This is a genomic window from Nocardioides lacusdianchii (genome assembly GCF_020102855.1).
GTDB classification, from domain to species: Bacteria; Actinomycetota; Actinomycetes; order Propionibacteriales; family Nocardioidaceae; genus Nocardioides; species Nocardioides lacusdianchii.
Map to the genome: position 1 here is coordinate 48,315 of NZ_JADHZD010000009.1, position 23,446 is coordinate 71,760.

General features: G+C 71.2%; 25 protein-coding genes and 1 tRNA gene. 11 read left to right on the top strand and 15 right to left on the bottom strand.

Translation table 11 applies throughout. From position 1 onward, the window contains the following. Positions 1 to 5 precede the first annotated feature (5 nt). From IRX98_RS13935 to IRX98_RS23520, 3 genes are read right to left on the bottom strand one after another with little or no spacing between them, the layout of a single operon-like run. A complete protein-coding gene (locus IRX98_RS13935; RefSeq protein ID WP_224277724.1) occupies positions 6 to 1,400 on the bottom strand; it encodes an MFS transporter in 1,395 nt (464 codons plus the stop codon). A 16-nt stretch (positions 1,401 to 1,416) separates the two neighbouring features. Then, on the bottom strand, positions 1,417 to 1,977 hold the full coding sequence (locus IRX98_RS13940; RefSeq protein ID WP_224277727.1) for a TetR/AcrR family transcriptional regulator: 561 nt from the start codon (positions 1,975 to 1,977) through the stop codon (positions 1,417 to 1,419). 36 nt (positions 1,978 to 2,013) lie between these two features. After that, positions 2,014 to 3,486 (bottom strand): fatty acid desaturase, encoded by a 1,473-nt coding sequence (locus tag IRX98_RS23520; protein ID WP_308045019.1) that lies wholly within the window; start codon positions 3,484 to 3,486, stop codon positions 2,014 to 2,016. Between the two features lie 92 nt (positions 3,487 to 3,578). Here IRX98_RS23520 and ppgK point away from each other — a divergent pair, with 92 nt between their 5' ends. After that, positions 3,579 to 4,394, top strand: a complete 816-nt coding sequence (ppgK, locus tag IRX98_RS13955; protein WP_372456089.1) for a polyphosphate--glucose phosphotransferase — start codon at positions 3,579 to 3,581, stop codon at positions 4,392 to 4,394. Positions 4,395 to 4,403: 9 nt separating this feature from the next. Here the strand turns inward: ppgK and IRX98_RS22705 are convergent, their stop codons facing one another. After that, positions 4,404 to 4,889 carry a MarR family winged helix-turn-helix transcriptional regulator gene (locus IRX98_RS22705; protein ID WP_224277731.1) on the bottom strand — a complete coding sequence of 162 codons (486 nt, stop codon included), beginning with the start codon at positions 4,887 to 4,889 and terminating at the stop codon, positions 4,404 to 4,406. A 152-nt stretch (positions 4,890 to 5,041) separates the two neighbouring features. Between IRX98_RS22705 and IRX98_RS13965 the strand changes: the two genes are divergently transcribed. Beyond that, the gene (locus IRX98_RS13965; RefSeq protein ID WP_224277733.1) at positions 5,042 to 7,150 is read left to right on the top strand and encodes an MMPL family transporter; all 2,109 of its coding nucleotides are present in this window, start codon (positions 5,042 to 5,044) and stop codon (positions 7,148 to 7,150) included. Between the two features lie 6 nt (positions 7,151 to 7,156). Here IRX98_RS13965 and IRX98_RS13970 read toward each other — a convergent pair whose 3' ends face one another. Beyond that, positions 7,157 to 8,536, bottom strand: coding sequence for an NAD-dependent malic enzyme (locus IRX98_RS13970; RefSeq protein ID WP_224277735.1), 1,380 nt, complete (start codon positions 8,534 to 8,536; stop codon positions 7,157 to 7,159). Positions 8,537 to 8,596: 60 nt separating this feature from the next. Here IRX98_RS13970 and IRX98_RS13975 point away from each other — a divergent pair, with 60 nt between their 5' ends. The 5 genes from IRX98_RS13975 (at position 8,597) to IRX98_RS13995 (ending at position 11,708) form a co-directional block, all read left to right on the top strand. Then, the gene (locus tag IRX98_RS13975; RefSeq protein WP_224277737.1) at positions 8,597 to 8,875 is read left to right on the top strand and encodes a GNAT family N-acetyltransferase; all 279 of its coding nucleotides are present in this window, start codon (positions 8,597 to 8,599) and stop codon (positions 8,873 to 8,875) included. Between the two features lie 78 nt (positions 8,876 to 8,953). Then, on the top strand, positions 8,954 to 9,535 hold the full coding sequence (locus IRX98_RS13980) for a potassium channel family protein (RefSeq protein WP_224277739.1): 582 nt from the start codon (positions 8,954 to 8,956) through the stop codon (positions 9,533 to 9,535). Then, entirely contained in the window at positions 9,532 to 9,918 is a 387-nt protein-coding gene (locus tag IRX98_RS13985; RefSeq protein WP_224277740.1) for a hypothetical protein, read from the top strand. Before IRX98_RS13980 ends, IRX98_RS13985 begins: the two co-directional genes overlap by 4 nt. Before the next feature lie 49 nt (positions 9,919 to 9,967). After that, a complete protein-coding gene (locus tag IRX98_RS13990) occupies positions 9,968 to 10,426 on the top strand; it encodes a DUF350 domain-containing protein (protein WP_224277741.1) in 459 nt (152 codons plus the stop codon). Between the two features lie 13 nt (positions 10,427 to 10,439). Further along, positions 10,440 to 11,708: a glutathionylspermidine synthase family protein gene (locus IRX98_RS13995; RefSeq protein WP_224277742.1), complete on the top strand. Its 1,269-nt coding sequence runs from the start codon at positions 10,440 to 10,442 to the stop codon at positions 11,706 to 11,708. Positions 11,709 to 11,763: 55 nt separating this feature from the next. Here IRX98_RS13995 and IRX98_RS14000 read toward each other — a convergent pair whose 3' ends face one another. Genes IRX98_RS14000 through IRX98_RS14020 form a run of 5 tightly spaced genes read right to left on the bottom strand, consistent with a single transcriptional unit; the run spans position 11,764 to position 14,700 of the window. Then, positions 11,764 to 12,792, bottom strand: coding sequence for a hypothetical protein (locus IRX98_RS14000; protein WP_224277743.1), 1,029 nt, complete (start codon positions 12,790 to 12,792; stop codon positions 11,764 to 11,766). Continuing rightward, a complete protein-coding gene (locus tag IRX98_RS14005; RefSeq protein WP_224277744.1) occupies positions 12,789 to 13,265 on the bottom strand; it encodes a glutathione peroxidase in 477 nt (158 codons plus the stop codon). The genes IRX98_RS14000 and IRX98_RS14005 overlap by 4 nt, the downstream gene beginning before the upstream one ends. A 43-nt stretch (positions 13,266 to 13,308) precedes the next feature. After that, positions 13,309 to 13,725 carry a hypothetical protein gene (locus IRX98_RS14010; protein WP_224277745.1) on the bottom strand — a complete coding sequence of 139 codons (417 nt, stop codon included), beginning with the start codon at positions 13,723 to 13,725 and terminating at the stop codon, positions 13,309 to 13,311. After that, positions 13,722 to 14,363, bottom strand: a complete 642-nt coding sequence (locus tag IRX98_RS14015; protein WP_224277746.1) for a nitroreductase family protein — start codon at positions 14,361 to 14,363, stop codon at positions 13,722 to 13,724. Before IRX98_RS14015 ends, IRX98_RS14010 begins: the two co-directional genes overlap by 4 nt. A 31-nt stretch (positions 14,364 to 14,394) precedes the next feature. Beyond that, a complete protein-coding gene (locus IRX98_RS14020) occupies positions 14,395 to 14,700 on the bottom strand; it encodes a hypothetical protein (protein ID WP_224277748.1) in 306 nt (101 codons plus the stop codon). Positions 14,701 to 14,793: 93 nt separating this feature from the next. Here IRX98_RS14020 and IRX98_RS14025 point away from each other — a divergent pair, with 93 nt between their 5' ends. Further along, entirely contained in the window at positions 14,794 to 15,174 is a 381-nt protein-coding gene (locus IRX98_RS14025; protein WP_224277750.1) for a ClpX C4-type zinc finger protein, read from the top strand. Positions 15,175 to 15,202: 28 nt separating this feature from the next. On the opposite strand, the gene IRX98_RS14030 is transcribed toward IRX98_RS14025, so the two are convergent. The 5 genes from IRX98_RS14030 to IRX98_RS14050 all read right to left on the bottom strand — a co-directional run bounded on the left by IRX98_RS14030 (position 15,203) and on the right by IRX98_RS14050 (position 20,795). Next, positions 15,203 to 16,261 (bottom strand): cytochrome P450, encoded by a 1,059-nt coding sequence (locus tag IRX98_RS14030; RefSeq protein WP_224277752.1) that lies wholly within the window; start codon positions 16,259 to 16,261, stop codon positions 15,203 to 15,205. Positions 16,262 to 16,817: 556 nt separating this feature from the next. Then, entirely contained in the window at positions 16,818 to 19,349 is a 2,532-nt protein-coding gene (locus tag IRX98_RS14035) for a hypothetical protein (RefSeq protein ID WP_224277753.1), read from the bottom strand. Beyond that, positions 19,343 to 20,032, bottom strand: a complete 690-nt coding sequence (locus IRX98_RS14040) for an ABC transporter ATP-binding protein (RefSeq protein ID WP_224277924.1) — start codon at positions 20,030 to 20,032, stop codon at positions 19,343 to 19,345. Before IRX98_RS14040 ends, IRX98_RS14035 begins: the two co-directional genes overlap by 7 nt. 13 nt (positions 20,033 to 20,045) lie before the next feature. After that, the gene (locus IRX98_RS14045) at positions 20,046 to 20,420 is read right to left on the bottom strand and encodes a hypothetical protein (RefSeq protein ID WP_224277756.1); all 375 of its coding nucleotides are present in this window, start codon (positions 20,418 to 20,420) and stop codon (positions 20,046 to 20,048) included. Between the two features lie 289 nt (positions 20,421 to 20,709). Continuing rightward, a tRNA-Leu gene (locus tag IRX98_RS14050) sits at positions 20,710 to 20,795 on the bottom strand. Between the two features lie 210 nt (positions 20,796 to 21,005). Between IRX98_RS14050 and IRX98_RS14055 the strand changes: the two genes are divergently transcribed. From IRX98_RS14055 to IRX98_RS14065, 3 genes are read left to right on the top strand one after another with little or no spacing between them, the layout of a single operon-like run. Then, the gene (locus IRX98_RS14055; protein WP_224277758.1) at positions 21,006 to 21,722 is read left to right on the top strand and encodes an FHA domain-containing protein; all 717 of its coding nucleotides are present in this window, start codon (positions 21,006 to 21,008) and stop codon (positions 21,720 to 21,722) included. Then, complete coding sequence (locus tag IRX98_RS14060) at positions 21,715 to 22,188, top strand: FHA domain-containing protein FhaB/FipA (protein WP_224277760.1); 474 nt, start codon at positions 21,715 to 21,717, stop codon at positions 22,186 to 22,188. Before IRX98_RS14055 ends, IRX98_RS14060 begins: the two co-directional genes overlap by 8 nt. Beyond that, complete coding sequence (locus tag IRX98_RS14065; protein WP_224277762.1) at positions 22,188 to 23,435, top strand: PP2C family protein-serine/threonine phosphatase; 1,248 nt, start codon at positions 22,188 to 22,190, stop codon at positions 23,433 to 23,435. Before IRX98_RS14060 ends, IRX98_RS14065 begins: the two co-directional genes overlap by 1 nt. The last annotated feature ends 11 nt before the right edge of the window (positions 23,436 to 23,446 follow it).

Here is a 23,446-nt window from a genome sequence, read left to right on the forward strand (position 1 = left end):
AGACCCTAGGCGGCAGGGGCAGGCGTGCGGACCCGAGCGGGAATGGTGAACCACGAGACCACCCCGCCCACCACGAGCAGCACGGCGCAGGCCACCATCGCCGAGCCGTACGCCGTGTCGAAGCGTGCCGGGTCGCGGTAGTCGTCGCCGGCCAGTCCGACGGCCATCGGCAGGGCGGCGACCGCGAGCAGGGAGCCCGCGCGGGCCACGGCGTTGTTGATCCCGCTCGCCACGCCGGCCACCTCGTCCGGCGCCGCGGCGAGCACGGTCGCCGTCAGCGGGGCGACCATCAGCGCCAGGCCGAGCCCGAAGACCGTCAGGCCCGGGGCGACGTCGCGCCACCACACCACGTCGGGACCGACCACGAGCAGCCACAGGGTGCCGGCAGCCATCACGAGCGGACCGAAGGTCATCGGGATCCGCGGCCCGATCCGCTCGCCCAGCGCCCCGCCGCGAGCGGCGAGGAAGAGCATGCAGGCGGTGATCGGCAGCGTCGCCAGCCCGGCCGCGAGGGCGCCGTAGCCGCCGACGGTCTGGAGCTGGAGCACGAGGAAGAACAGGATCGCGCCGAGGGCGGCGTAGACGAGCAGCGTCATGAGGTTCGCGGCGCTGAAGGTCCGGTCGGCGAAGAGCCCCAGCGGGACCATCGGCTCGCGGGTCCTGCGCTCGACGACCACGAAGGCCACCGCAGCGAGCAGCCCGAGCGCGGCGGCCCACGGCGTCACCGGGCCGCCGGCGTCGGTGAGGGCCCAGGTGGTTCCCGCGAGCGCGAGCGAGGCGAGCACCGCCCCCGTGAGGTCGAAGCGGCCGTGGGCACGGGGGTCGCGGGTCTCGGGCACCCACCGCAGCGCCAGCCACACGGTGAGCGCGGCGAGAGGCAGGTTGATGAGGAAGATCCAGCGCCAGGACGCGTGGTCGACCAGCAGGCCGCCGACGAGCGGGCCGAGCGCCGCTGCGATTCCGCCGAGCCCGGACCACGCGCCGATGGCCCGGCTGCGGTCCTCGGCGCGGAAGGCGCCCTGGATCATCGCGAGGCTGCCCGGGGTGAGCAGTGCGCCGCCGATCCCCTGCAGGACCCGCGCCACCACCAGCACCTCGGCCGTCGGGGCGAGGCCGCACAGCAACGAGGCCAGTGCGAACCAGACCGTGCCGATGATGAAGACGCGGCGTCGGCCGAGCCGGTCGCCCAGCGAGCCGCCGAGGAGGATGAGCGAGGCCAGCGAGAGCAGGTAGCCGTTGGTGATCCACTGCAGCTGCGACAGCGATGCGTCGAGGTCCTCGCCCATCGTGCGCAGCGCGACGTTGACGACCGTGCCGTCGAGCAGGGTCAGTCCCGACCCGAGGGTCGCGGCGGCGACGATGCCCCGCGCGCTCGGCGTACCCCAGGCGACGGCGCTCACGCAGCAAGCGTAGGGCTCAGGTCGCGAGCACCTGCCCGGCGAGCCAGGCGATGTCGGCGCCCGTCTGCTCCGGCGATCCCGAGGGCTGCATGACGTGGCTGAGCACCACCCGCACGACCATGTCGATGGCCGGGTCGAGGTGGGCCGGGTCGATCCCGGGGGCGTACGGCACCACACGGGCGCTGATGACCTCCTTGGCGACGCCGAGGAGGGAGCCGGCGTTCGTCGTCAGCAGCGGCAGCAGCTCGGTGTCGGCGCCGTGGGTGGCGCTGACGACGGCGTGCAGGAGCGGGTTGGCCCGGGCGTAGGTGAGCACGTCGCTCACCGCGCGCTCGATCGCGCGGGTCAGCTCTCCGGGCTCGGCGTCGAAGGCCTCCTCGACCACACGGAGGAAGCGGGCGAGCTCCTCGAGGATCATCGTCTCGGCCAGCGCCGGCTTGGACCCGACCTCGTTGTAGACCGTCTGCCGGCTCACCCCCGCCTCCTGGGCGAGCCGGGCCATCGTCACCGAGGCCCAGCCCGAGGAGGTCGTCATCGCCACGGCCGCGGAGACGATGCGGTCGCGGGTGGAGGGCATGGTCGCAGTGTAGGAGTGAGCGGTGACGTCCGTGGTTCAGGCCACCGACCGCTCGGGCTCGCACGGCACGAAGTCGACCTTCTCGCGCACCCCGCAGTCGGGACAGCACCAGTCAGCGGGAATGTCGGCCCAGGCGGTGCCGGCAGCGAAGCCCTCGTGCTCGTCGCCGGCTGCCACCTCGTAGACGTACTCGCAGCTGGGACAGCGAGCGGCGAGGACCTCGGCCACGGCACCGGGCAGGGCCTCCTGCGCGGCGCGAGCCGCCGCCGACGCAGCTGCGTGACCCGCTGCGTCGTACCTCGTCAGGTACGCCTCCCGCTTCCGCGGGCTGATGTTGGCCAGCGACACGTCGCCGCCGAAGTGGTCGACCACCCGCTGGTCCATCACGCGCCGCCAGACGGCCGGCACGATGGCCAGGACGATCATCCCGGCGTAGCCGGTGGGCAGCGTCGGGCTCTCCTCGAAGTCGCGCAGCGTCTGGTAGCGCCGGGTCGGGTTGGCGTGGTGGTCGCTGTGGCGCTGGAGGTGGTAGAGCAGCACGTTGGTCGCGATGTTGTTGGAGTTCCAGCTGTGGCTCGGCAGCACCCGCTCGTAGCGCTGGCGCTCACCCTCGCCGACCTTCTGGCGCAGCATCCCGTAGTGCTCCATGAAGTTGACGACCTCGAGGAGCGAGAAGCCGACGACCGCCTGGACGAGGAGGAAGGGAAGGACCTCGATGCCGAAGGCCGCGACGACGCCCGCCCACAGCACCAGCGACATCAGCCAGGCGTTCAGCACGTCGTTGTCGAGGCGCCACGGGCTCTGCTTGCGCCGGGCCAGCCGGCGCTTCTCCAGGCGCCAGGCCGACGTCAGTGACCCGCCGACCGTGCGCGGCCAGAACTGGTAGAAGTTCTCCCCCAGCCGGGCGCTCGCGGGGTCCTCGGGGGTGGCGACCCGGACGTGGTGCCCGCGGTTGTGCTCGATGTAGAAGTGGCCGTAGAACACCTGGGCCAGCGCGATCTTCGACAGCCAGCGCTCGTTGGCCTCCTTCTTGTGCCCGAGCTCGTGGGCGGTGTTGATGCCGATGCCACCGATGCAGCCGATCGAGATCGCCAGGCCGACCTCGTCGACCAGCGACAGGGGCTGGTCGGCCAGTACGCCGAACGCGTCCCACCCACCGACGAGGGCCATCGCGCCGAGGAAGCCGGCGTACTGGATGGGCAGGAAGAGGTAGGTGATCCAGCGGTAGTAGCGGTCCTGCTCGAGCGCCTCGATGACGTCGTCGGGCGGGTTGGAGCGGTCGAGCCCGGCGATCAGGTCGATCGCCGGCACGATGCCGAGGATCACGATGGGGCCGACCCAGAACCACACGCCCCAGCCGGTGGCGGCGTACCCCCCGAAGGCGACGAAGGCGAGGCTCGGCACGACCAGCCCGATGAGCCACAGGTAGCGCTTGCGGTCCTTCCAGAGCTCGGTCGTGCCGTCGGGCACCGTGCCGCTGGGAGCGAGTCGGGTGGGATATCCAGCCATCTGCCTGACCTCCTGCCGTGGGGTTTACATGAGGGTACGATCTGTAAACTCTTTTGACAAGACCCCCCCTTTTGTCAAACGTCGCCCGGGAGATGTCTCGTCCGGTGTTGCCCGCGTCACACGCGCCCGGGCCGGGCGATAGGTTGGTGCCCATGGAGCACCCCTTCGGCATCGACTTCGGCGGCACGGGCATCAAGGGAGCCCCCGTCGACCTCGAGCGCGGCGACTTCGTCCACGACCGCGTCCGCATCGACACCCCGCGCCCGGCCACGCCCGACGCCGTGGCGGAGGTCTTCCGCGGCATCGTCGGCAGCTTCCCCGCCTCGAGCAGCCCCGTCGGCGTGACCGTCCCGGGCATCGTGCGCCACGGGTTCGTCCACTCCGCGGCCAACATCGACAAGTCGTGGGTCGGCAAGGACGCTGACGCGATCTTCACCGAGGCGCTGGGTCGCGAGGTCCACGTCGTCAACGACGCCGACGCCGCCGGGCTCGCCGAGTCGGAGTACGGCGCCGCCCGCGGACGCCGCGGCCAGGTCCTCGTCATCACGCTCGGCACCGGCATCGGCTCGGCCATGATCTGGGACGGCGAGCTGGTGCCCAACACCGAGCTCGGCCACCTCGAGCTCGACGGCGCCGTCGCCGAGGTCACCACCGCGACGAGCGCCCGCGAGCGCGAGGGCCTGTCGTGGGAGGAGTGGTCGCAGCGCCTGACGCGCTACTTCCGCCACGTGGAGCGGCTCTTCAGCCCCGACCTCTTCGTCGTCGGCGGCGGGGTGAGCAAGTCGTGGGACAAGTTCGGCCACCTCATCGAGATCGAGACCGAGATCATCCCCGCCAGCCTGCGGAACCGCGCCGGCATCGTCGGCGCCGCCCTGGTGGCGCAGCGCAAGGCGGGCCCCCCGGACTGAGGGTCCGGCTCAGCGCTCCAGGATCTCCTCGAAGGCCGCGGCCGCGCCGCGCAGGTAGCGCTCGACGACCGCCTTCTCCTCGTCGGTGAAGGACGAGTCGTGACGGTGGAGCGCGCTGAACATCGGCATCAGGTGCCCGACGATCTCGCTGCGGCCCGAGTCGGTGATGTGGAGGTCGGTGCGCCGGCGGTCGACCTCGTGCGGTCGCCGCTCGACGTGCCCGCGTGACACCAGCCGGTCGACGATGCCCGTGGCGGCGGCCGTGGAGACCTCGAGCCGGCGCGCCACCTCGGCGGGCCCGATCTGCTCGCGGGTCAGGTGCTCGAGGGTGACGAGCTCGGTCTCGCTCAGGCCGGCCCGGCGAGCGACCGTGTGGTTGACCCGGCTCCCGGCAGCGACGAGGTCACGCAGGGCGAGCAGCGTCGGCGGCTGCTGCCGCTCCTGGCCGCGCGCGACCCACGGCGGGGCCTCGGCTGCGTCCTGCTGCTCGGTCACGCTGTCCTCACTACGTCGGTGTCGATCCGGCGCCGAGGAGGCGCCGCACTTGCCACTCTAAACATTCTACCGCTAACTTGATAAGTAACTTGGTTAGCAATCACCCTGACTAGCGACTTCTGCCGCCCGACCTTCGTCTCCCGAGGAGCATCGTGTCCGCACACCGAACCCCCGCCCTGGCCCGGGCCATCGCCGGCCGGCGGCTCGCCTGGGTCGTCGCCCTGATCCCGCTCCTCATGGCGCTCGCGGTCATCGCGATGGTGCCCGAGGGCGACCGCGAGGGCTCCGCCACCGACACCCTGCCCGCGGGCGCGGACAGCACGCTGGCCGTCGAGCTGGCCGACCGGCTCCCCGAGGACGAGGGCCAGGTCGCCATCGTGCTGTGGACCGCCGACTCCGGCGAGCTCGACCAGGCGGTCCAGGGCGAGCTCACCCAGCAGGCCGTCGCGCTGCTGTCGCAGGCGGGCGGCGAGGGCGCACCCGAGGGTGAGCAGGGCGGACCCCCTTCCGGTACGCCGGACAGCGGGGGCGCGCCCCAGTCGCCGGTCGTCGTGGCCGAGGACGGCACCGCCGCGTTCGTCGCCGTGCCCGTCACCTCGACGTCGGCGACCGACAACATCGACCGCGTGGAGAAGCTCCGCGAGGACCTGCGCGACGACGCCCCCGACGGGGTCACGGTGGAGGTGACCGGCCCGGCCGGCATCCAGGCAGACATCGGTCAGGTCTTCGACGGCGCCGACTTCCGCCTGCTGCTCGCCACCGCCGGCATCGTGGCGATCCTGCTGATCATCACCTACCGCAGCCCGGTGCTCTGGCTGGTCCCCCTCGCCGTGGTCGGCATCGCCGACCGCTTCGCCGCCATCGTCGCGACCAACGTCCTCGAGGTGACGGGGGTCGCCTGGGACGAGTCGACGGTGGGCATCCTGAGCGTGCTCGTCTTCGGCGCCGGCACCGACTACGCCCTGCTGCTGATCTCGCGCTACCGCGACGAGCTCAAGACCACCGACTCGCGCCACGAGGCGATGGCCCACGCGCTCGCCCGCACCACCGAGGCGGTCGTGTCGAGCTCCACGACGGTCGTGCTCGGCCTGCTCACCCTGCTGCTGTCCGCGATCCCGACCACCCGCGGCCTCGGCCTCGCCTGCGCGGTCGGTGTCGTGATCGCCGCGACCTTCGCACTCGTCGTGCTGCCGGCCGCGCTGGTGCTCTTCGGCCGCTGGGTCTTCTGGCCCAAGGTGCCCCGCGTCGGCGACCCGGTGCTGGTCGACTCGCGCGGCGTGTGGCGTCGCGTCGGCGACGCCGTGGCCAAGCGGCCGCGCACCTTCGTCGCCGGCACCGTCGCCGCCCTGGCCCTGCTCGCGATCGGCACGACCTCCATCACGACCGGCCTCGACCCCGCCGACCAGTTCCTCCAGCGTCCCGAGGCCATCTCGGCGGCGGAGCGGCTCGGCGAGTCCTTCCCGGCCGGCACCAGCGACCCGGTCCAGGTCGTCACCCGCGACACCCCCGAGCAGGTGCTGGGCGCGGTCGAGGGCGTCGACGGCGTCGACTCCGCGCGGATCACCACCAGCGCGGACGGCATCGCCCGCATCGACGCCGTACCGGATGCGGCACCGGGCAGCGACGCGGCGCGTGACGTGGTGCTCGACGTACGTGCGGCGGTGGCCGACTTCGACGACACCCACGTCGGCGGCGGCGACGCCGAGGCGCTGGACGCCAAGGACTACGCCGCCAGCGACCGGCTGCTCATCCTGCCGCTGATCCTGCTGCTGGTGCTGGGCGCGCTGCTCCTGCTGCTGCGCTCGATCGTGGCCCCGCTGCTGCTCGTCGCGACGGTGCTGGCGACGTACGCCGCTGCGATGGGCGCGTCGTGGTGGCTCTTCCAGGGCGTCTTCGGCTTCGAGGCGATGGACACCGGCGTGCCGCTGCTCGCCTTCCTGTTCCTCGTCGCGCTCGGCGTCGACTACAACATCTTCCTCGTCACCCGGGCGCGGGAGGAGGCGCGCGAGCACGGCACCCGCAAGGGCATGCTGCGCGCGCTGACCGCCACCGGCGGCGTCATCACCAGCGCCGGCATCCTGCTGGCCGCGGTGTTCGCCGTCCTCGGCGTGCTGCCGCTGGTGGTGCTGGCGCAGCTCGGCGCGATCATCTTCGTCGGGGTGCTGCTCGACACGCTGGTCGTACGCACGGTGCTGGTGCCGGCGCTCGCGCTCACGCTCGGCGAAAAGTTCTGGTGGCCCCGGAAGGTGACCGGGGCGTGACCGGACTCAGCCCTCGCGGCCGCTGATCGCGGCGGCCACCCGCTTGGTCACGTCGGGGTGGAACACGCTCGGGATGATGAAGGCGGCGTGGAGCTCCTCCTCGCTGACGGTGTCGGCGATCGCCTGGGCGGCGCGCAGCAGCATGTCGACGGTGACCTCGTGGGCACTGGCGTCGAGCAGGCCGCGGAAGACACCCGGGAAGGCGAGCACGTTGTTGATCTGGTTGGGGTAGTCTGAGCGGCCCGACGCCACCACGGCGGCGTACTTGTCGGCCTCGGCCGGGTCGATCTCCGGGTCGGGGTTGGCAAGCGCGAAGACGACCGGCGACTCGGCCATGGTCGGGATCCACTCGGCCTTGAGGATGCCGGGCGCGGAGACGCCGACGAACACGTCGGCACCGACCAGCACGTCCTGCAGGGAGCCGGTCGCGCGACGCGGGTTGGTCGCGGCGGCGAGCTCGGTGTGGGCCGCGGACAGCGACTCGTCGCCCTCGGCCAGGGCGCCCTCGCGGTCCACGACGACGACGTCGTGCGCGCCCGCGGCGAGGAGCAGCGTGACGATCGCGGTGCCCGCGGCACCGGCACCCGAGACCACGATCCGCACGTCGGCGAGCTGCTTCTCCACGCACCGGAGCGCGTTGGTCAGCGCCGCCAGCACCACGATCGCGGTGCCGTGCTGGTCGTCGTGGAAGACAGGGATGTCGAGCGACTCGCGCAGGCGTGCCTCGATCTCGAAGCAGCGCGGCGCGGCGATGTCCTCGAGGTTGATGCCGCCGAAGCCGGGGGCGATCATCTCGACCGCGCGCACGATCTCGTCGGTGTCCTGGGTGGCCAGGCAGATCGGCCAGGCGTCGATGCCGGCGAAGCGCTTGAAGAGCGCGGCCTTGCCCTCCATCACCGGCAGCGCCGCCCCGGGACCGATGTTGCCCAGGCCGAGAACGGCCGAGCCGTCGGTGACCACGGCGACGGAGTTGCCCTTGATGGTGAGCTTGCGGACGTCCTCGGGGTTGTCGTGGATCGCCATCGACACGCGTCCGACGCCGGGGGTGTAGGCCATCGACAGGTCGTCGCGGGTGCGCAGAGGCACCTTGGACGAGACCTCGATCTTGCCGCCGAGGTGGAGCAGGAACGTCCGGTCGCTGACCTTGTGGACGGTGACGCCCTCCACCGCGTCCACTGCGGCGACGAGCTCGAGGGAGTGGTCGGCGTCGGCGGCCGAGCAGGTCACGTCGACCACGAGCCGGTCGTGGCGGGACTCGGTGACGTCGATCGCGGTGACCACCCCACCGCCCTTGGCGATCGACGTGGCGACGGTCCCGACGACGTGGTGGTCGGGAGCGGTGTACAACCGCATGGTGATCGAGTACGACGACGCGGTTGCTGCCATGCGCTGACCTTCCACCGCCGGCGGGGTTACGCACAAGTCACCTGGGGCTACGCTCGCGTTGTGGACATAGTGTTCGCCGACGCCCCCGACCGCAGCCGCTTTGAGCTGCGTGCCGGCGACGAGCTGGTCGGACTCATCGACTACCGCCTCGCCGGCGACGTGATCACGCTCGTGCACACCGAGGTCCCCGAGGCGTTCGGCGGCCGGGGGTACGCCGCCCGGCTGGCCCGCGGAGCGCTCGACGACGCCCGCTCCCGGGGCCTGCGCGTCGTGCCGTCGTGCCCCTACGTGGCGGCGTACGTCGCCAAGCACCCGGACTACGCGGACCTGGTGCGCTGAGGCGCGGCGACGTTTCGACGGCGCGACACGGGGAAGCCCTATAGTCCCGCGAGGAGCACAGCGGAACGGGGGAAGCGCATGTCGGAGCTGTCCGCAGAGGTCGACGAGGCCGACGCGGTCGTCGCGCGACGGCTCCGTTTCCTCACCCGTCCCCTGCAGGCCCTCGTCAACGCCCCGCACCTGCTGGTGCTGGCGATCGTGGCGATCTGGGTCGCCTGCTCGCTGACCTACGCCGTGCTGGAGGACAAGGGCCCGATCGAGGGCCTGTGGTGGGGCATCGTGACCGGCTCGACCGTCGGCTACGGCGACTTCTACCCCGCCTCCACCACCGGACGCGCCGTCGGCGCCGTCCTGATCGTGTCGATGCTCGTGCTGGTGCCGATCGCGATCGGCCACGTCATCGCCAACCTCGTCTTCGACAAGGAGTCGCTCGCCGTGGCGACCGTGCTCGAGGACGTCCACGAGCGCATCGACCGCCTCGAGCACCTCACCCTCGCCTCGCTGGAGGCCCAGCACGGACGCGCGTGGCTCGACGAGCGGCTCGCGGAGTACGAGGCGGCCGACGCCGCCCACACCGACGTCGCCGAGCAGATGCTCGAGATGTTCCGGCCCAAGTTCCCGCAGGACCCGTCGCACCCGGACCCGGGAGGGACCCGATGACCACGCCCGTACGCCGCCGCATGCGCTCGACCAGCATCTCGCTCGGCATCACCGCGCTCATGGCCTCCAGCCTCACCGGCTGCTCCTCGAGCGCCGACTACGCCGCCGTGTGCGTCGACCCGGAGACCGAGGAGCGCGTCGACGACGACCAGTGCGACGACGACTCCGACTACAACGGCACCGGGTCCGGCTTCTTCTGGTACTACCTCGGTGCCAGCTCGCGCGTGCCGGCGATCGGCCAGACGACGTCGGGCGGCACCTTCAACGGCAGCACCCTCAACGGCACCGTCCAGCGCGGCGGCCTGCCCACGACCGGCGGCTCCACCGTCAAGTCCAGCACCACCAAGGGTGGCTTCGGCGGCAGCTCGCGCGGCTTCGGCTGACGAGCACCTCCCGACCTCCCCCTCCCACGCCCGCCTCCCAGGAGACCCCGTGACCGACCTGCTCACCGCCCTGTTCCACGCTGTCGCCTACGCCGTCGTCGGCGGGGTGATGCTCGTCGCGGCCTACTACGTCCTCGACCTCGCCACCCCCGGTCACCTCGGCACGCACCTGCGCGGGGTCGACGAGAACGGCAACGAGTCGGTCCACGCGCACTCGCGCTCGGCCGGCGTCGTCACCTCGGCCTGGCTGGTCTCCAACGCCGCCGTCCTCTTCACCGCGATCTGGACCAACGGCGAGACGTCGCTGGGCTGGGCGCTGGGCTGGACCGTCTCCTTCGGCGCTCTCGGCATCCTCCTCAACACGGTGATGTTCTTCGCCGTCGAGGCGATCACGCCGGGCGACCTGCGCCGCATCGTCACCGACCCCGGCCCGGTGCGCCCGCTGGCCTACGTCGCCGCGGCGGTCGCGCTGTCGGTCGGCGCCATCGTCTGCGCCAGCATCGCGTGAAGGGCATCGCCTGATGTGGCGCCACCGCTCGAAGGCCCGTGAGGGCTGGCGCGAGAAGGTCGTCGAGCAGGGACTCGTCTTCCCGGTCACGAAGATGCCCGACGGCTCCGAGCTCCCCTACTGGAACGAGGACGCCTGGTACGAGGTGACCATGGAAGAGGTGGAGGCTCTCGAGGCCGCCACCGAGGAGCTGTGGGCGATGTGCCTGCAGGCCGTCTCCCACATGGCCACCACCATGACCGACGAGCGGCTCGGGCTGCCGCCCGGCTCGCTCGACGTCGTACGCCGCTCGATCGAGGCAGGCGACCCCGCGCTCTACGCCCGCTTCGACCTCGCCTACGGCGCCGACGGCTCCATCAAGATGCTCGAGATCAACGGCGACACCCCCACCGGCCTCGTGGAGACCGGCATCGTCCAGTGGAACTGGATGGAGGACGTGATGCCGGAGATGGACCAGTGGAACTCCGTCCACGACCGCCTCGTCGACGGCTGGCGCGCGCTGCGGCGCTCGGGCCGCTTCGACGGCGACCGGATGCACTTCCTCTACGACCTCGGCGAGGAGGACTCCTACGACGGCGGCGAGATGGAGATGACCTGCCACTACCTCATGGACACCGCCGTCCAGGCCGGCTGGCTCGCCCTGGCCCACCCGGTGGCCGAGGTCGGCTGGAACCCCGACGCCCGCGAGTACCGCGACGTCCACGACGAGCCGCTGCGCAACGCCTTCAAGCTCTACGCCTGGGAGGAGATGCTCGCCGAGCCGTTCGGCCGCTTCATCGTCGACCGGGCCGAGGCACGGCCCACGAAGTGGATCGAGCCGGCGTGGAAGGTGCTGCTCAGCACCAAGGCGCTGCTGCCGGTGCTGTGGGAGCTCTTCCCGCGCCACCGCCTGCTGCTGCCGGCGTACTTCGACGAGCCGCGCGACCTCGAGCGCTGGGTCGCCAAGCCGCTGCACGGGCGCGAGGGCGACAACATCCGCATCCACCTCGACGACATGCTCGAGGACGTGGTGATGCCGGGCGGCTACGGCGCGGAGGGCTGGGTCTACCAGGGCTACACCGAGCTGCCGAGCTTCGAGGGCAACCGGGTCGTGCTCGGGTCGTGGATCGTGGGCGGCGAGGCCGCCGGGATGCTGGTGCGGGAGTCGGACAACATGGTCACCGACTACTTCTCCCGCGTCGCCCCGCACGTCATCTCCGACGGGCTGGCGCCGACCGAGGCCCAGGTCGCGGAGTGGCTGGCCGAGCGCGTCGGCCCCGACGCCCCCACGCTGCCCTCGTAGCCCTTTCGGCGGTCGAGTAGCCGAGCGAGGAACGAGCGAGGCGTATCGAGACCCCTCAGCGCACCACCGAGTCCGTGATCGTCCGCCTCGCCCCGAGGAAGAAGATCCCCGGCAGCGTCTCGAAGCCGGCGCTCGGGTTGTCGGTGAGCCGAGAGCCGTCGATGGTCATCGTCCCGGTGCGGTCGTTGGAGACGAAGAAGATCGCGCCGCCGCCCTCGCGGGCCCGGTTACCGGTCAGCGTCGAGTCCTCGATCTCGAGGTGGATCGCGTTGCCGTCGAGGTAGATCGCTCCGCCCGATCCCCCGCCGGGCGAGCCGGGCCGGGCGGGGTTGGCGCCGCGCCCGATCGCCCGGTTGCCGGTGAAGGTGGAGGATGAGATCCGCCACGAGACGCCGATGCTGCTCAGCGCCGAGCCGTTGCTGCACCGCCCGCCGGTGAAGGTGGAGCGGCGTACGACGACCGGTGAGTCCCGGTGTTGGTCGAGCACCCGCACCGCACCTCCGCCGACGTCGGGGCCGGTGCGGTCGCAGCGGTTGTCGACGAAGGTGGAGTCGAGGATCTTCAACCGTCCGCCGCGGGCGAAGATCGCACCGCCGCCACCGCCGTCGGTCCTCTCACCGGTCGCGTTGCCGTCGACGAAGCGCATCCGCTTCACGACCAGCCGCGGCTCGGCCTGGTCGTCGCAGTGCGACGTCGTCCAGGTCTGCGCCCGGTCGCACGTGTTCATGTAGAGGATGCGGCGCTCGCCCTGCCCGCTCAGCGCGACGCGGCCGTCGCCGTCGAGCACGACCCGCGACGAGGTGTTGACGACCTTGGCGGTGCGCTCCATCGGGATCGTCACCGGGCCCGGGCCGCAGTCGAAGGTGATGACACCACCCCTCGCCACGGCACGTACGACGGCGCGCGACGTGCAGGACGCCGGCGTCCCGGACCCCACGACCGCCCTCGCAACGGTCGAGACGCGCTCCGCCCCCTCGGTGGTTGAGGTGCGAGCGGAGCGAGCCTCGAAACCACTCGCAGCCACCGGAGCCGCCGACGCCACCACCGCGACGACCGCCGCGGCGACGACGCCGGCGCGGATCACAGCGCCTTCTCGATGTCCTTGCTCAGCTTCTCCGGCTCCGTGGTCGGCGCGAAGCGGTCGATGACCTGGCCGTCGCGGCCGATGAGGAACTTGGTGAAGTTCCACTTGATCTTCGAGCCGAGCATGCCGCCCTTGGAGTCCTTGAGCCAGTCGAAGAGCGGGTGCGCGTCGTCGCCGTTGACGTCGACCTTGGAGAACAGCGGGAAGGTCACGCCGAAGTTCTTCTCGCAGAAGTCCGAGATCTCCGCCTCGCTGCCGGGCTCCTGGTTGCCGAACTGGTCACACGGGAAGCCGAGCACGACCAGCCCCTGGTCGGCGTACGTGTCCTGGAGCTGCTGGAGGCCCTTGTACTGGCCGGTGAACCCGCACTGGGAGGCGGTGTTCACGACGAGGACGACCTTGCCGTCGTACTGCGAGAGGTCCATGTCCGTGCCGTCGATGGCAGGCGCCGAGAAGTCGGAGAGAGAAGTCATGCCACGAGTCTGCCAAACCCTCGCCAACCCGCTGGCCGGTCCATCAGGTGGCAGTGACGCTGATCTCCTGTTCGCGACTGGTCGGACAGCCCGGACCGTCGCTCACCGTCCTGGGGTCGAGCGTCGCGCTGGTGGTCCCGAGCGTGCGGCCGGCTCCGTCCACCACCTCGACCACCACCTCGCCGGGCTGGTCCAGGTCGACGTCGAGGTCGGAGAGCGCGACGTCGACGACGTACTGGTTCGCAGGCGCGGTGAGCTCCTCGCACCGGTCGTCCTGACACACGTCGATCCGCATCTCGTGGTCGTCACCGACGGTCGAGCGGTCCAGCTGGACCTCCAGAACGTCACCGATGGCCTCGTCGCCGCAGCCCGCTGCACAACCGGTGGTTCCGGCGGCTACCACCAGCAGGCCGGCGAGCACCGCACGGGTGCCCCTGCCTCGGCGCCCGGGTGCGGTCATGTCCCGGAGTCTGCCACCGCCGAGGCGTCGTAGGGCTCGCCGAAACGTCCCGCGAAGGCCCATTCCGACAGGGGCCTGCGCGTGCGGTCGCGGTGGTCGCGCGCGGCGGTGCGCTCGTCGACCTCGCCGGCGTCACCCGGCACGCCGACAGCGATGCCGGTGAGCAGCCGGTGGGAGGGCGGTACGCCGAGCGCGTCGGCCAGCGCCTCGTGGTCGAAGCCGGCGAACTGGTGGGCGTGCAGTCCCATCGCGCGCGCCTGGAGGGTGAGGTGGGCCGCGGCCTGGCCGACGTCGTAGAGCGCGAGGTCGCTGTACTCCGGCGCATCGGGGCCGTCCCCGTCGCGCACGTGCGCGACGGTGAGGAAGACGACCGACGCCCGCGGCACCCAGCCGGCGTTGCCGCGGCTCAGGCTCTCCACCAGCCGGTCGTGCCCGGGCGTGCCCGGCACGCAGACGATGAGGGCCCACGGCTGGGTGTTGCCCTTGCTCGGCGCCCACTGGGCGGCGCGCAGGAGGGTCTCGACCTCGTCGTCGCCCAGCCGGTGCGCGGCGTCGTACACGCTCGGGCTCCAGCGCGAACGCAGCGGCTCGGCGAGGTGCTCGGCGCCGGGCTGGGGGGCGCGCGGGTCGTCGCTCATGGGGCGAGTATGTCCGGCGTAGACACGCGGCTCAGTCGAGGGCGTCGAGCTCGCGCAGCGCGGACTCCCAGCGCTCGCGCCGCTCGGCGTCGGTCTGCTCCCACCATTTCGGGCCGCGCTCGCCGAGCCCGGTCTTGGCCAGCTGCGTCCGGTGCCGGGTGGCCGCCAGCTCGGCGTCGTCGCGCGCAGTGCGGACGCCGGACCTGCCCCGGCCGAGGTGCGACTTCAGGCGGGCCAGCTCGTCGACCGGGATCGCCGGGTCCGTACGCCGCCAGCGCCGGCCGTCGACGACGAGCCACTTCTCGTCCTCGGTCGGGGAGTCGTGCGGCTCGGCCATCCCTCGAGCATGCCCGACGACGACGAAGGTGCCGGACCGGCCTGCGCCGGTCCGACAGCTAGCATGAGCGAACGCGAAGGCCAGGGAGGCAGCATGCAGTTCAGTCGTCACGAGAAGATGTGCTCCTTCTGCGGCGTGCAGGGCGGCCCGGAGAGGAAGCTCGCTGGTGGTCTCGGGGCGATGATCTGCGATGAGTGCGTCAGCCACTTCCACGAGAACAACCAGCACCCCGATCGCGTGCACGAGATGTCTCGCCCGCCGTGGGACCGGATGTCGCTCTCCGAGCTCCTCGCCACCCTGCCGCTCATCACTGCGTCATCCGAGCAGAATGCGGCCTTCGTCCAGGAATGGGTCGACATGCTCCGCGAGCGGCGGGCCTCGTGGACCGAGATCGGCCAGGTCCTCGGGGTGACGCGTCAGTCCGCGTGGGAGAAGTACGCCCACCGCAGGGCCGACGACTCGGCGACGGCCTGACACGGACTGACGGTCCGCCGCCGGCACCTCAGGCGTTCGTCAAGGACCGCACCTCGCGCCGCGTCGTCGAGGCGGCGCTGCGCACGGTCAGGTCCGACACGATCGGTGCCAGACATATGCCGATGCCTTCCGGGCGCAGCGAGGTTCGTGTGTCGGCGCGGACTGTTCCGACGCGGGTCAGGACGTTGGTCTCCGTCAGGGCGCCGACAAGGCCGACCAGGCACGCCAAGGACGCGTCCGTGCCGGGGCACCGGTGCAGCCCCGCTCCGAAGGCCAGGTAGTGCCGCGACGCGGGGGTCCGACCGAGCCACCGCTGTGGAACGAAACTGCACGGGTTCTCGTACAGGGACGGGTCCCGGTGCAACACGTAAGGACTGAGCACGAAGGTGTGGCCGGCGCGGAACTCGTACGCGCCCAGGTGCACACGGCGGCGGGCCACCCGCGAGATCAGCCATGTGGGTGGGTACAGACGCAGTGCCTCGAGAACAGTCGCCCTGGTGAACGGCGACCGCCCTTGCCGTGCCAGCGCCCCGTCGGCGTGGGGTGCGCGAGCCTTCACGGCCTCGGCCCGCACCTGCGACTGCGCCTCCCCGTGGTCGGCCAGGAGCATCAGCACCCACCCCGCTGCCGCCGCCGGAACGCGTTGCGCTGCCAGCAACGCGCCGATGAGCAGGTCCGCGCGCCGGTCGACACCCGTGGGTGTGTGTGCCGCCACGAGCGAGACGAGCGGCCGCGGCTCTGGGTCTGCTGGCGCCGGCACACGCAAGGACGCGTCAGCGCACCCGATCAGGCTCGCGACGCCCGCACGCAGGCGCTCGTACCGGCGGGCGATGCGACGCCGTGCCGGCGTCCCGAACGCTGGCGGGAGAGCGAGCACGTTGCCGATGACCTCCTCGAGCGCATCGAGGAGATCGGCCACCAGGTGACCGAGGTCGTCGTAGGCAGCGCCCAGGACGTGACGACCGACAGCCTCGGAGATCACTGACTCGGCGAAGGTCAACGGGTCCAGCACGACCGGCGAATCGTTCCGCACATCCGCCAGCCGCTCATGGGTGAGACGAAGCACGTGTGTGGTGAGACCGACCATGCGCTGGCCCGCATCCCGGGGCCGAGCAACGGCCGGACCGCGACGATGTCCTCTGACTCCGCCTGATCGAGTCGCCGTCCAAGGAGGTCGTGGCTGACGTCCCAGAGCCGGTCCCGGTCACGAAGGATCTGCAAGGCCAGGTGCGGGTCGTTCACGACTGTGGTCCTGGTGTCGAACGATGCGAGGCTGCCGTACCGCCTCACGTCCATGAGGAATCCCAGCCGGTCCTCCTCGTATGCGCGGAGGTTGCCGGTCAGGAGCGATCCGACTGGTCCGGGGGGACGGCTGCTGCGCGTTCCCGAGTCGCGCTTGACCATGTCGCAGGCCTAGGTCCAGTAATACCCGGCCGGCAGGCTGCGGCGGTGCAGCCGCTGGACGATCCGAGCAATGAGGTACTTCGTGGTGCGCAAGACGACCCCCGTCGTGATTTACCTGACTGATGACAGGCACACCCTGACGGGTGAGCTGGCGTGACCCAAGCCGACACGCCGTTCGTGACGCGTCTCTGACGTTCACACGCCAGGACGGTGTGCCGCAGGAGAGCCGGGCCTCCCTCCTACTCGCCGAAGTCCTGCCAGCCGAGGGCGAGTCGTGCGCTGATGGCGCGACTGCTGAACCAGCAGGCGACACCGACCGCTGCGATGAGCGCAAGGAGCAAGGCGGCGATCTGGACCCACGGGACCACGATGGTGATCTCGGGGACGAACCACCGGGTCAGCACAAGGGGAGCCACTCCCGCCAGCACTCCGACCGGGACCGCAACTGCGAGCATCACGCCGTACTGCCGGATCACCACGCCTTGGGCCCAGCGGAGTCGTACGCCCAGCTGGGTCAGGCGACTCGCCCACGGCCTCATCGACACGACCTGGGAGTGCGTCGAGGCGATGGCCAGGAGGAACAGGAGGACGAAGAGGGCGAGCGCAGAGGCGGTGAGCGCGGCTGGGGGAACGACAGGCGGCAGGTCGCGGTGCACCTCAGCGGTCTCTGGGTTGATCCCGGCCCGGCTGAGGGCCTGGAGAACCTGCTGCGAGTCCTCAGGACTCACGCCCGTGTAGATCAGCGCGCCGTCGGAGGTGGGCAGGCCCTCAGCCTCAGCAGTCGACGTGAGCATGATGGTGGGCACAGCGACGAACCAGGGAGTGGGCCTGATCTCGGCCCTCGCTGCTTCATAGGTGCCAGCGGCCGATCCCTCGGCATCGACCAGGTCCACCGTTCCGGACGCGATCGGCAGTTCGGGGTCGATGACCAGCACCCCGCCGTTGTCGAGCACCGCGGTCTCGCGCGCGCTCAGGGTGCGTCCTACGACTCGCTCGACGTCGCTGGTCGAGTCGAAGGCGAAGGTGTTGGCGAACGTGTTGGCGGGCGAGACGGTGTTCGTCAGCTCGATGATGTCGGGGTTGGTCCGCTCGCGCAGCTCACCCAGCACCCGGACCTGGACAGGTTCCTGGTCTCGGAGCGCCGGCACCCTCTCCGCCGCCCGGACCACCGCTGCAGGTACGGGTAGGGCGGGGGTGTCGTCGTTGTCCAGGGCGACCTGCCCGGGCAGCGCGGTGGCACCTCGCAGCGCGCGCTCCGCCTCGACTGCACTGGTCACTGACACGAGCAGCCCACAGCTGCACGCGACGGCCACCACCAAGGTCGCGGTCGTGAGCCCGTTGCGACGTGAGTAGGCCGACATGAGGCGGGCCGTCAGCCGTCTGGTCAACGAGTCGGAGGGCAGGCGGGAAACAATGCCGTCGAGGAGGTCCGGGGTCGCCAGCGCTGCCACCACGGCCACCACAGCCGACAGGCGCATGCCGTCGTTCGGTGTTCGCAAGGTCATCGCGAAGTAGACCGCCACCGCCCCCGCGACCGCCGCGCAGCCGTGCCGGAGGTTCCGCATCAGCCTCGGTGTCAGCAGCGATCGTCGCGAGCCGCGTGCGCGTGGCCGCGGGTCGCGGGTGACCGCCCACAGCAACGCCGTGCCCGCGAGTGCTCCCGCGACGACCCCCGACGACGTGGCGAGCACAGCGGCAGAAGGAAAGCGCCAGGTCGCACCCGGGCTCGACCACCGGCCCGCACCCGCCTGCGCGACGGCATGGCCGGCCAGGCTGCCCAGCAAGGCCGACGCGCCGACGGCGGGAATGACCCAGGCCAGGACCCCGACCGCCCCTGCGCCGACCGCGGAGGACACCGTGACTCCTTGACGCTTCAGGTTCCGGAGGGCCGGCCCCACACGGCGCAGCATCCCCCAGAAGGCCAGCAGGATCGCCAAGGGGGTCAGTGTTGCTACGGGCACCCAGAAGGTCAGGGGCGAGCGGGCGGTCCACGCCGGCTCGGTGTCCGCGCGCGCATCAGCTCGGGTCCTGAGCGCGGAGGCGAAGTCGCTCTCGAGTGCGCTGCTCGAGCCACCTGGACCGTCGACGAGTCCCACGTCGCTCACCGTGTCAGCCAACGGGGCGACGACCCGCAACGGTTCGGGGTCGGAGATGAAGAACGTCGGAGAGGCCGTTGCCTGGGACAGCGTGGTGTCCGAGGACGGATCCAGGGTTGCCCACGTCCCCGGCGCCGCCAGCACCTGTTCGTCGTCACTCAGGGTGTTCTCCACGACCCCCACAACGGTGAAGGCGTCTGCCTGGCCGAGCACGCTGATCCGCTCACCAACGGCCAGCCGGTCCGAGATCCCTGATCCGACAAGGGCCACTTCTCCGGCGCCGGTGGGAAATCGACCCTCCACGAGGTCGAGCGCGTCGGGAAAGGGTTGCGGCTCCCACGGCATCTCCCGGTAGTAGATGCCGTCGTCGGCGAGCTCCGGAAGGGAGAGGTCGGGTGCCTGCAGGGACACCACGACGGGGATGCCGGCTGACTCGAGCCGGGACTGCAGCTGCTCGGGCGACGTCGAGCCCGCCGGGATCGAGATGCCGAGCCTGCTGATCGACGCCTCGAAGCGCCCCGGAAGTCGGTCGGCCTCCTGCTCACCAGTGAGCGTCTGTTCATCGAGGAACACGTTGACGGCGAAGGCGAAGGCGATGACCACCACGGCCGGCACGACCGCTGCTCGGGCGCGCAACCGGCTCGCGAGCCTGCGTCCCAGCGTCAGGCTCAGCACGTCGGCTCGTCCGAGACGACCCGGCCATCGAGCATGTCGACGGTGCGCGTGGCGAACTGGCGACATGCCGGGTCGTGCGATGCGACCAGCACCAGGCGGCCGTCATCACACAGCTCGCGCAGGAGGCCGAAGATCGCGGAGGCGTTGGCGCTGTCCAGCGATCCCGTCGGCTCGTCGGCGAGCAGCACCCGACGCCCTCCGGTCAGGGCGCGCGCAATGCCGACTCGCTGCCGCTGGCCACCGCTGAGCTGGCGGGGGAACCGTGCTTCATGGCCGCCGAGACCGACACGCTCGAGCAGCTCACTCGCCTCGACCAGAGCCTCGCGGGCGCTGACGCCCCTCGCTTCCAGCGGTAGGGCGACGTTCTCCGCCGCCGTGAACTCCTCGATCAGGTGGTCGGTCTGGTGGACCATGCCGATGGTCTCGCGACGCAGCCGCACGCGCTCGTCCTCGGACGCTGCCAGCAGGTCGAGGCCGTTGACCCACAGCTCGCCGCCCGTGGGCGTGTCCAGGCCCGCGATGAGATTCAGCAGGGTGGTCTTCCCCGATCCGCTGTGACCGAACAGGCCGATGAACTCACTGCCACCGGCGGCCATGTCAACTTCGTCGACCGCGTCCACCCGCTCCGCCTCGGACACGTAGGTGCGCATCAGCTTGCGGGCTGTGATCAGTTCCGTCGACATGGCCGCCACTGTCTCAGCAGCCGTTCTTCGTGCGCATCGCCGAGGTCGAGTTGCTGTTGAACCACGCCAGGTCGGGGTCGCTGCTTGCCTTGGCCATGGTGATGCGGTCGCCACCGCCGTCGACGTCGTCGGCCATGCAGCCGGTGTAGGTGTTCGACCGGTTGGCCCACGAGTCCTGCTGGTTGTTCTCGCCGTTGGCGTCATTGAAGACGTCCATCCAGCTGCCCTGGCCATGCACCTGAGCAGCGATGAGCCACTCGTAGTTGCCGTTGCCCCAGACACACATGTAGTTCGTGCCGCACTGGTTCAGGCCCGCCTGTGCGGCCGTCGGTGCAGCGAGCCCCGCGAAAGCCATCGCCCCGGCGATGACCAATCCCTTAACGCGCATCTACTTCGTCCCTCCGTGAAGCCAAGCCCGAGTAACTTGGCGGACGAAACATATCCATTTTGTCAAGATATGTCTGACACCCGTCAGGCAGTGCCTGACGGGCACTTAGACTACTCGTGCTCCTCGAGGGCCTAGGTCCCTCTCGACGGCGCGACGGCGTGGCTCGAGACCACGAGGGTTTCGGCAGCCACCCGCCACGCTCGGAGACGAGGGAGAGCTCCTCACCTCGTCCTGGAGGCCCTTCCCGACGACAAAGGCCCCGGACCGGGGTCCGGGGCCTTCGAGGTGCTGGTGCGCGAGGGGGGATTTGAACCCCCACGCCCTTTCGGACACTGCGACCTGAACGCAGCGCGTCTGCCGTTCCGCCACTCGCGCATGAAGCAGAGGGAAGGCTACCCCACGCCTGAGGCACGCTCCCAATCGGCCGTGTCCCCGCGCGACGCCCCGCCCGAGGTCACCCCTCGGGCGGGGCGGCACCCGTGCGCAACGGCGACCGGCCGGTACGCTCGGCGGCACCGATCGGGGGGTGTGTGAAGCCTGCCCACCACAACGACGTGACGCCAGCGCGAGGAGAGGAGGCCCGGAGTGAATGCGCTCCAGAGGTTCGAGCAGCGGCTCGAGTCGGTCATCTCCGGCGTCTTCGCCCGCGCCTTCCGCAGCGCCGTGCAGCCGGTCGAGATCGCCGCGGCGCTCCAGCGCGAGTGCGACAACAACGCCCAGGTGCTCAGCCGCCAGCGCCGGCTGGTGCCCAACGACTTCCACGTCGAGCTCTCCGCCTCCGACCTCGAGCGGATCGTCGGACTCGGCCGCGCGCTCGAGCAGGACCTCGTCGACCAGCTCCAGGACCACGCCGACGCGCAGGGCTACGTCTTCACCGGCCCCGTCAGCATTGCGTTCGAGTCCGCCGACGACCTGACCACCGGCCGCTTCCGGATCCGCTCCAAGGCGCAGGCGAGCGTCACCGACAACGACCAGCGCACCCGTACGCGGTCCTCGCACGCCACGCTCGAGGTCAACGGGACGCGTCATCCGCTGCGCCCGCCCGGGCTGGTCATCGGCCGCGGCACCGAGGCCGACCTGCGCATCAACGACCCCGGCGTGAGCCGCCGCCACCTCGAGCTCGAGGTGAGCATCGACGGCGTCGAGGCGGTCGACCTCGGCTCGACCAACGGCATCCTGGTCGACGGGACGAAGGTCGCGCGGGCACGCCTGCGCGACGGCTCCACGATCAAGATCGGGCACACCGAGATGACCGTCCGCATCGACGGCGGTCGCGACGAGGCCGGGGGCTGGAATGTCTGAGCTGACCCTCTTCCTGATCCGCGTGGCCTTCCTGGCCATCCTGTGGATCTTCGTGCTGTCCGCGATCTCGGTCATCCGCTCCGACATGTTCGGCGCCCGGGTGCCCGAGACGGCCCGCGGCGGCGCACCCGCGGGCCGCAAGGGCAACGGCAAGCCGAAGAAGCCGCGGCGCGGCGCCCCCACCCACCTGCTGGTGGTCGAGGGCGACAACCCGGGCACCCGCGCCGAGCTCGCCGACGCCCCGCTGCTGATCGGGCGCGGCAGCGACGCCGCGATCAAGCTCGACGACGACTACGTCTCCACCCGCCACGCCCGCGTCGGGGCCAGCGGCGACGAGTGGTTCGTGGAGGACCTCGGCTCCACCAACGGCACCTACGTCGGCCCGGTGCGCATCACCCAGCCCACCACCATCGGTGTGGGCGTCCAGGTGCGGGTCGGCAAGACGATCCTGGAGCTGCGGAAGTGATGTACCTCCACTACTCCGCGATCTCCGACGTCGGGCGCGTACGCCGGGAGAACCAGGACAGCGGCTACGCCGGTCCGTGGCTGCTCACGGTCTGCGACGGCGTCGGCGGCGCGGTGCGCGGCGACCTCGCCTCGAGCACCGCCGTCCAGGCGCTGCGCAAGCTCGACCAGGAGCCCGACGACGACATCCTCGGCCAGGTGGCCGGCGCCGTGCACCGCGCGGACGACCGGATCGGTGAGCTCGTCGAGGAGGACCCCGACCTCAACGGCACCTCCACCACCGCGACGGTCGCGCTCTTCGACGGCACCCGGTTCGGCATCGGCCACATCGGCGACAGCCGCGCCTACCTCTACCGCGGCGGCGAGCTGCGCCAGCTCACCCACGACCACACCTTCGTGCAGTCCCTCATCGACGAGGGCCGCATCACCGAGGAGCAGTCGCGGACCCACCCGCACCGCAACCTCATCCTCAAGGCGCTCGACGGCATCCGCCACGAGGAGCCCGACCTCTTCGAGGTCCCCGCCGAGCCCGGTGACCGCGTCTTCGTGTGCAGCGACGGCGCCTGCGGCACGCTGAGCCCCGAGCGGATGGCCGACATCCTCTCCACCGGCACCCCCGACTTCGCCGCGGTCGAGCTCGTCCGCGCCAGTCTCGAGGCCGGCAGCACCGACAACGTCACCTGCATCGTCGCCGACGTCTCCGAGGAGCCGCCGCCCGAGGACCTGGTCCCCCTCCTCGTGGGTGCCGCGGCCGACCTGCCCCGCCGGATGCCGCTCGGCGGCGCCGTCGGCGGGCTGTTCCGCGGCCACCGCTCCGGCGACACCGGTGAGATCGCCCCGGTCCCGGCCGACGTGCCGAAGGGCGCGTTCGCCGCCGACCCGATCGACCCCGAGGCCGCCCGCTACGCCCCCCGCGACCCGGGCCGCTACGCCTGGCTGCGCCGCCTGCTCGTCGCCGCGGTCCTCCTCGGCATCGCCTGGGTGGTCCTCGCGGCCGGCTGGTCGTGGAGCCAGCAGCAGTTCTACGTCGCCGAGCAGGACGGCCGGGTCGCGATCTTCCGCGGCATCGACGCTGACCTGCCCGGTTTCTCGCTCTCCCACGCCTACGAGATCACCGACGTCGAGCTCACCCGCCTGAGTGACATCGACGCCGAGACCGTGCGCGAGGGCATCGAGGCCGACGACCTGGACGAGGCGCGGATGACCGTCGACAACTATGCCGCGCGCCAGGACGTCGACTCAGAGTGACGGGGGTGCTG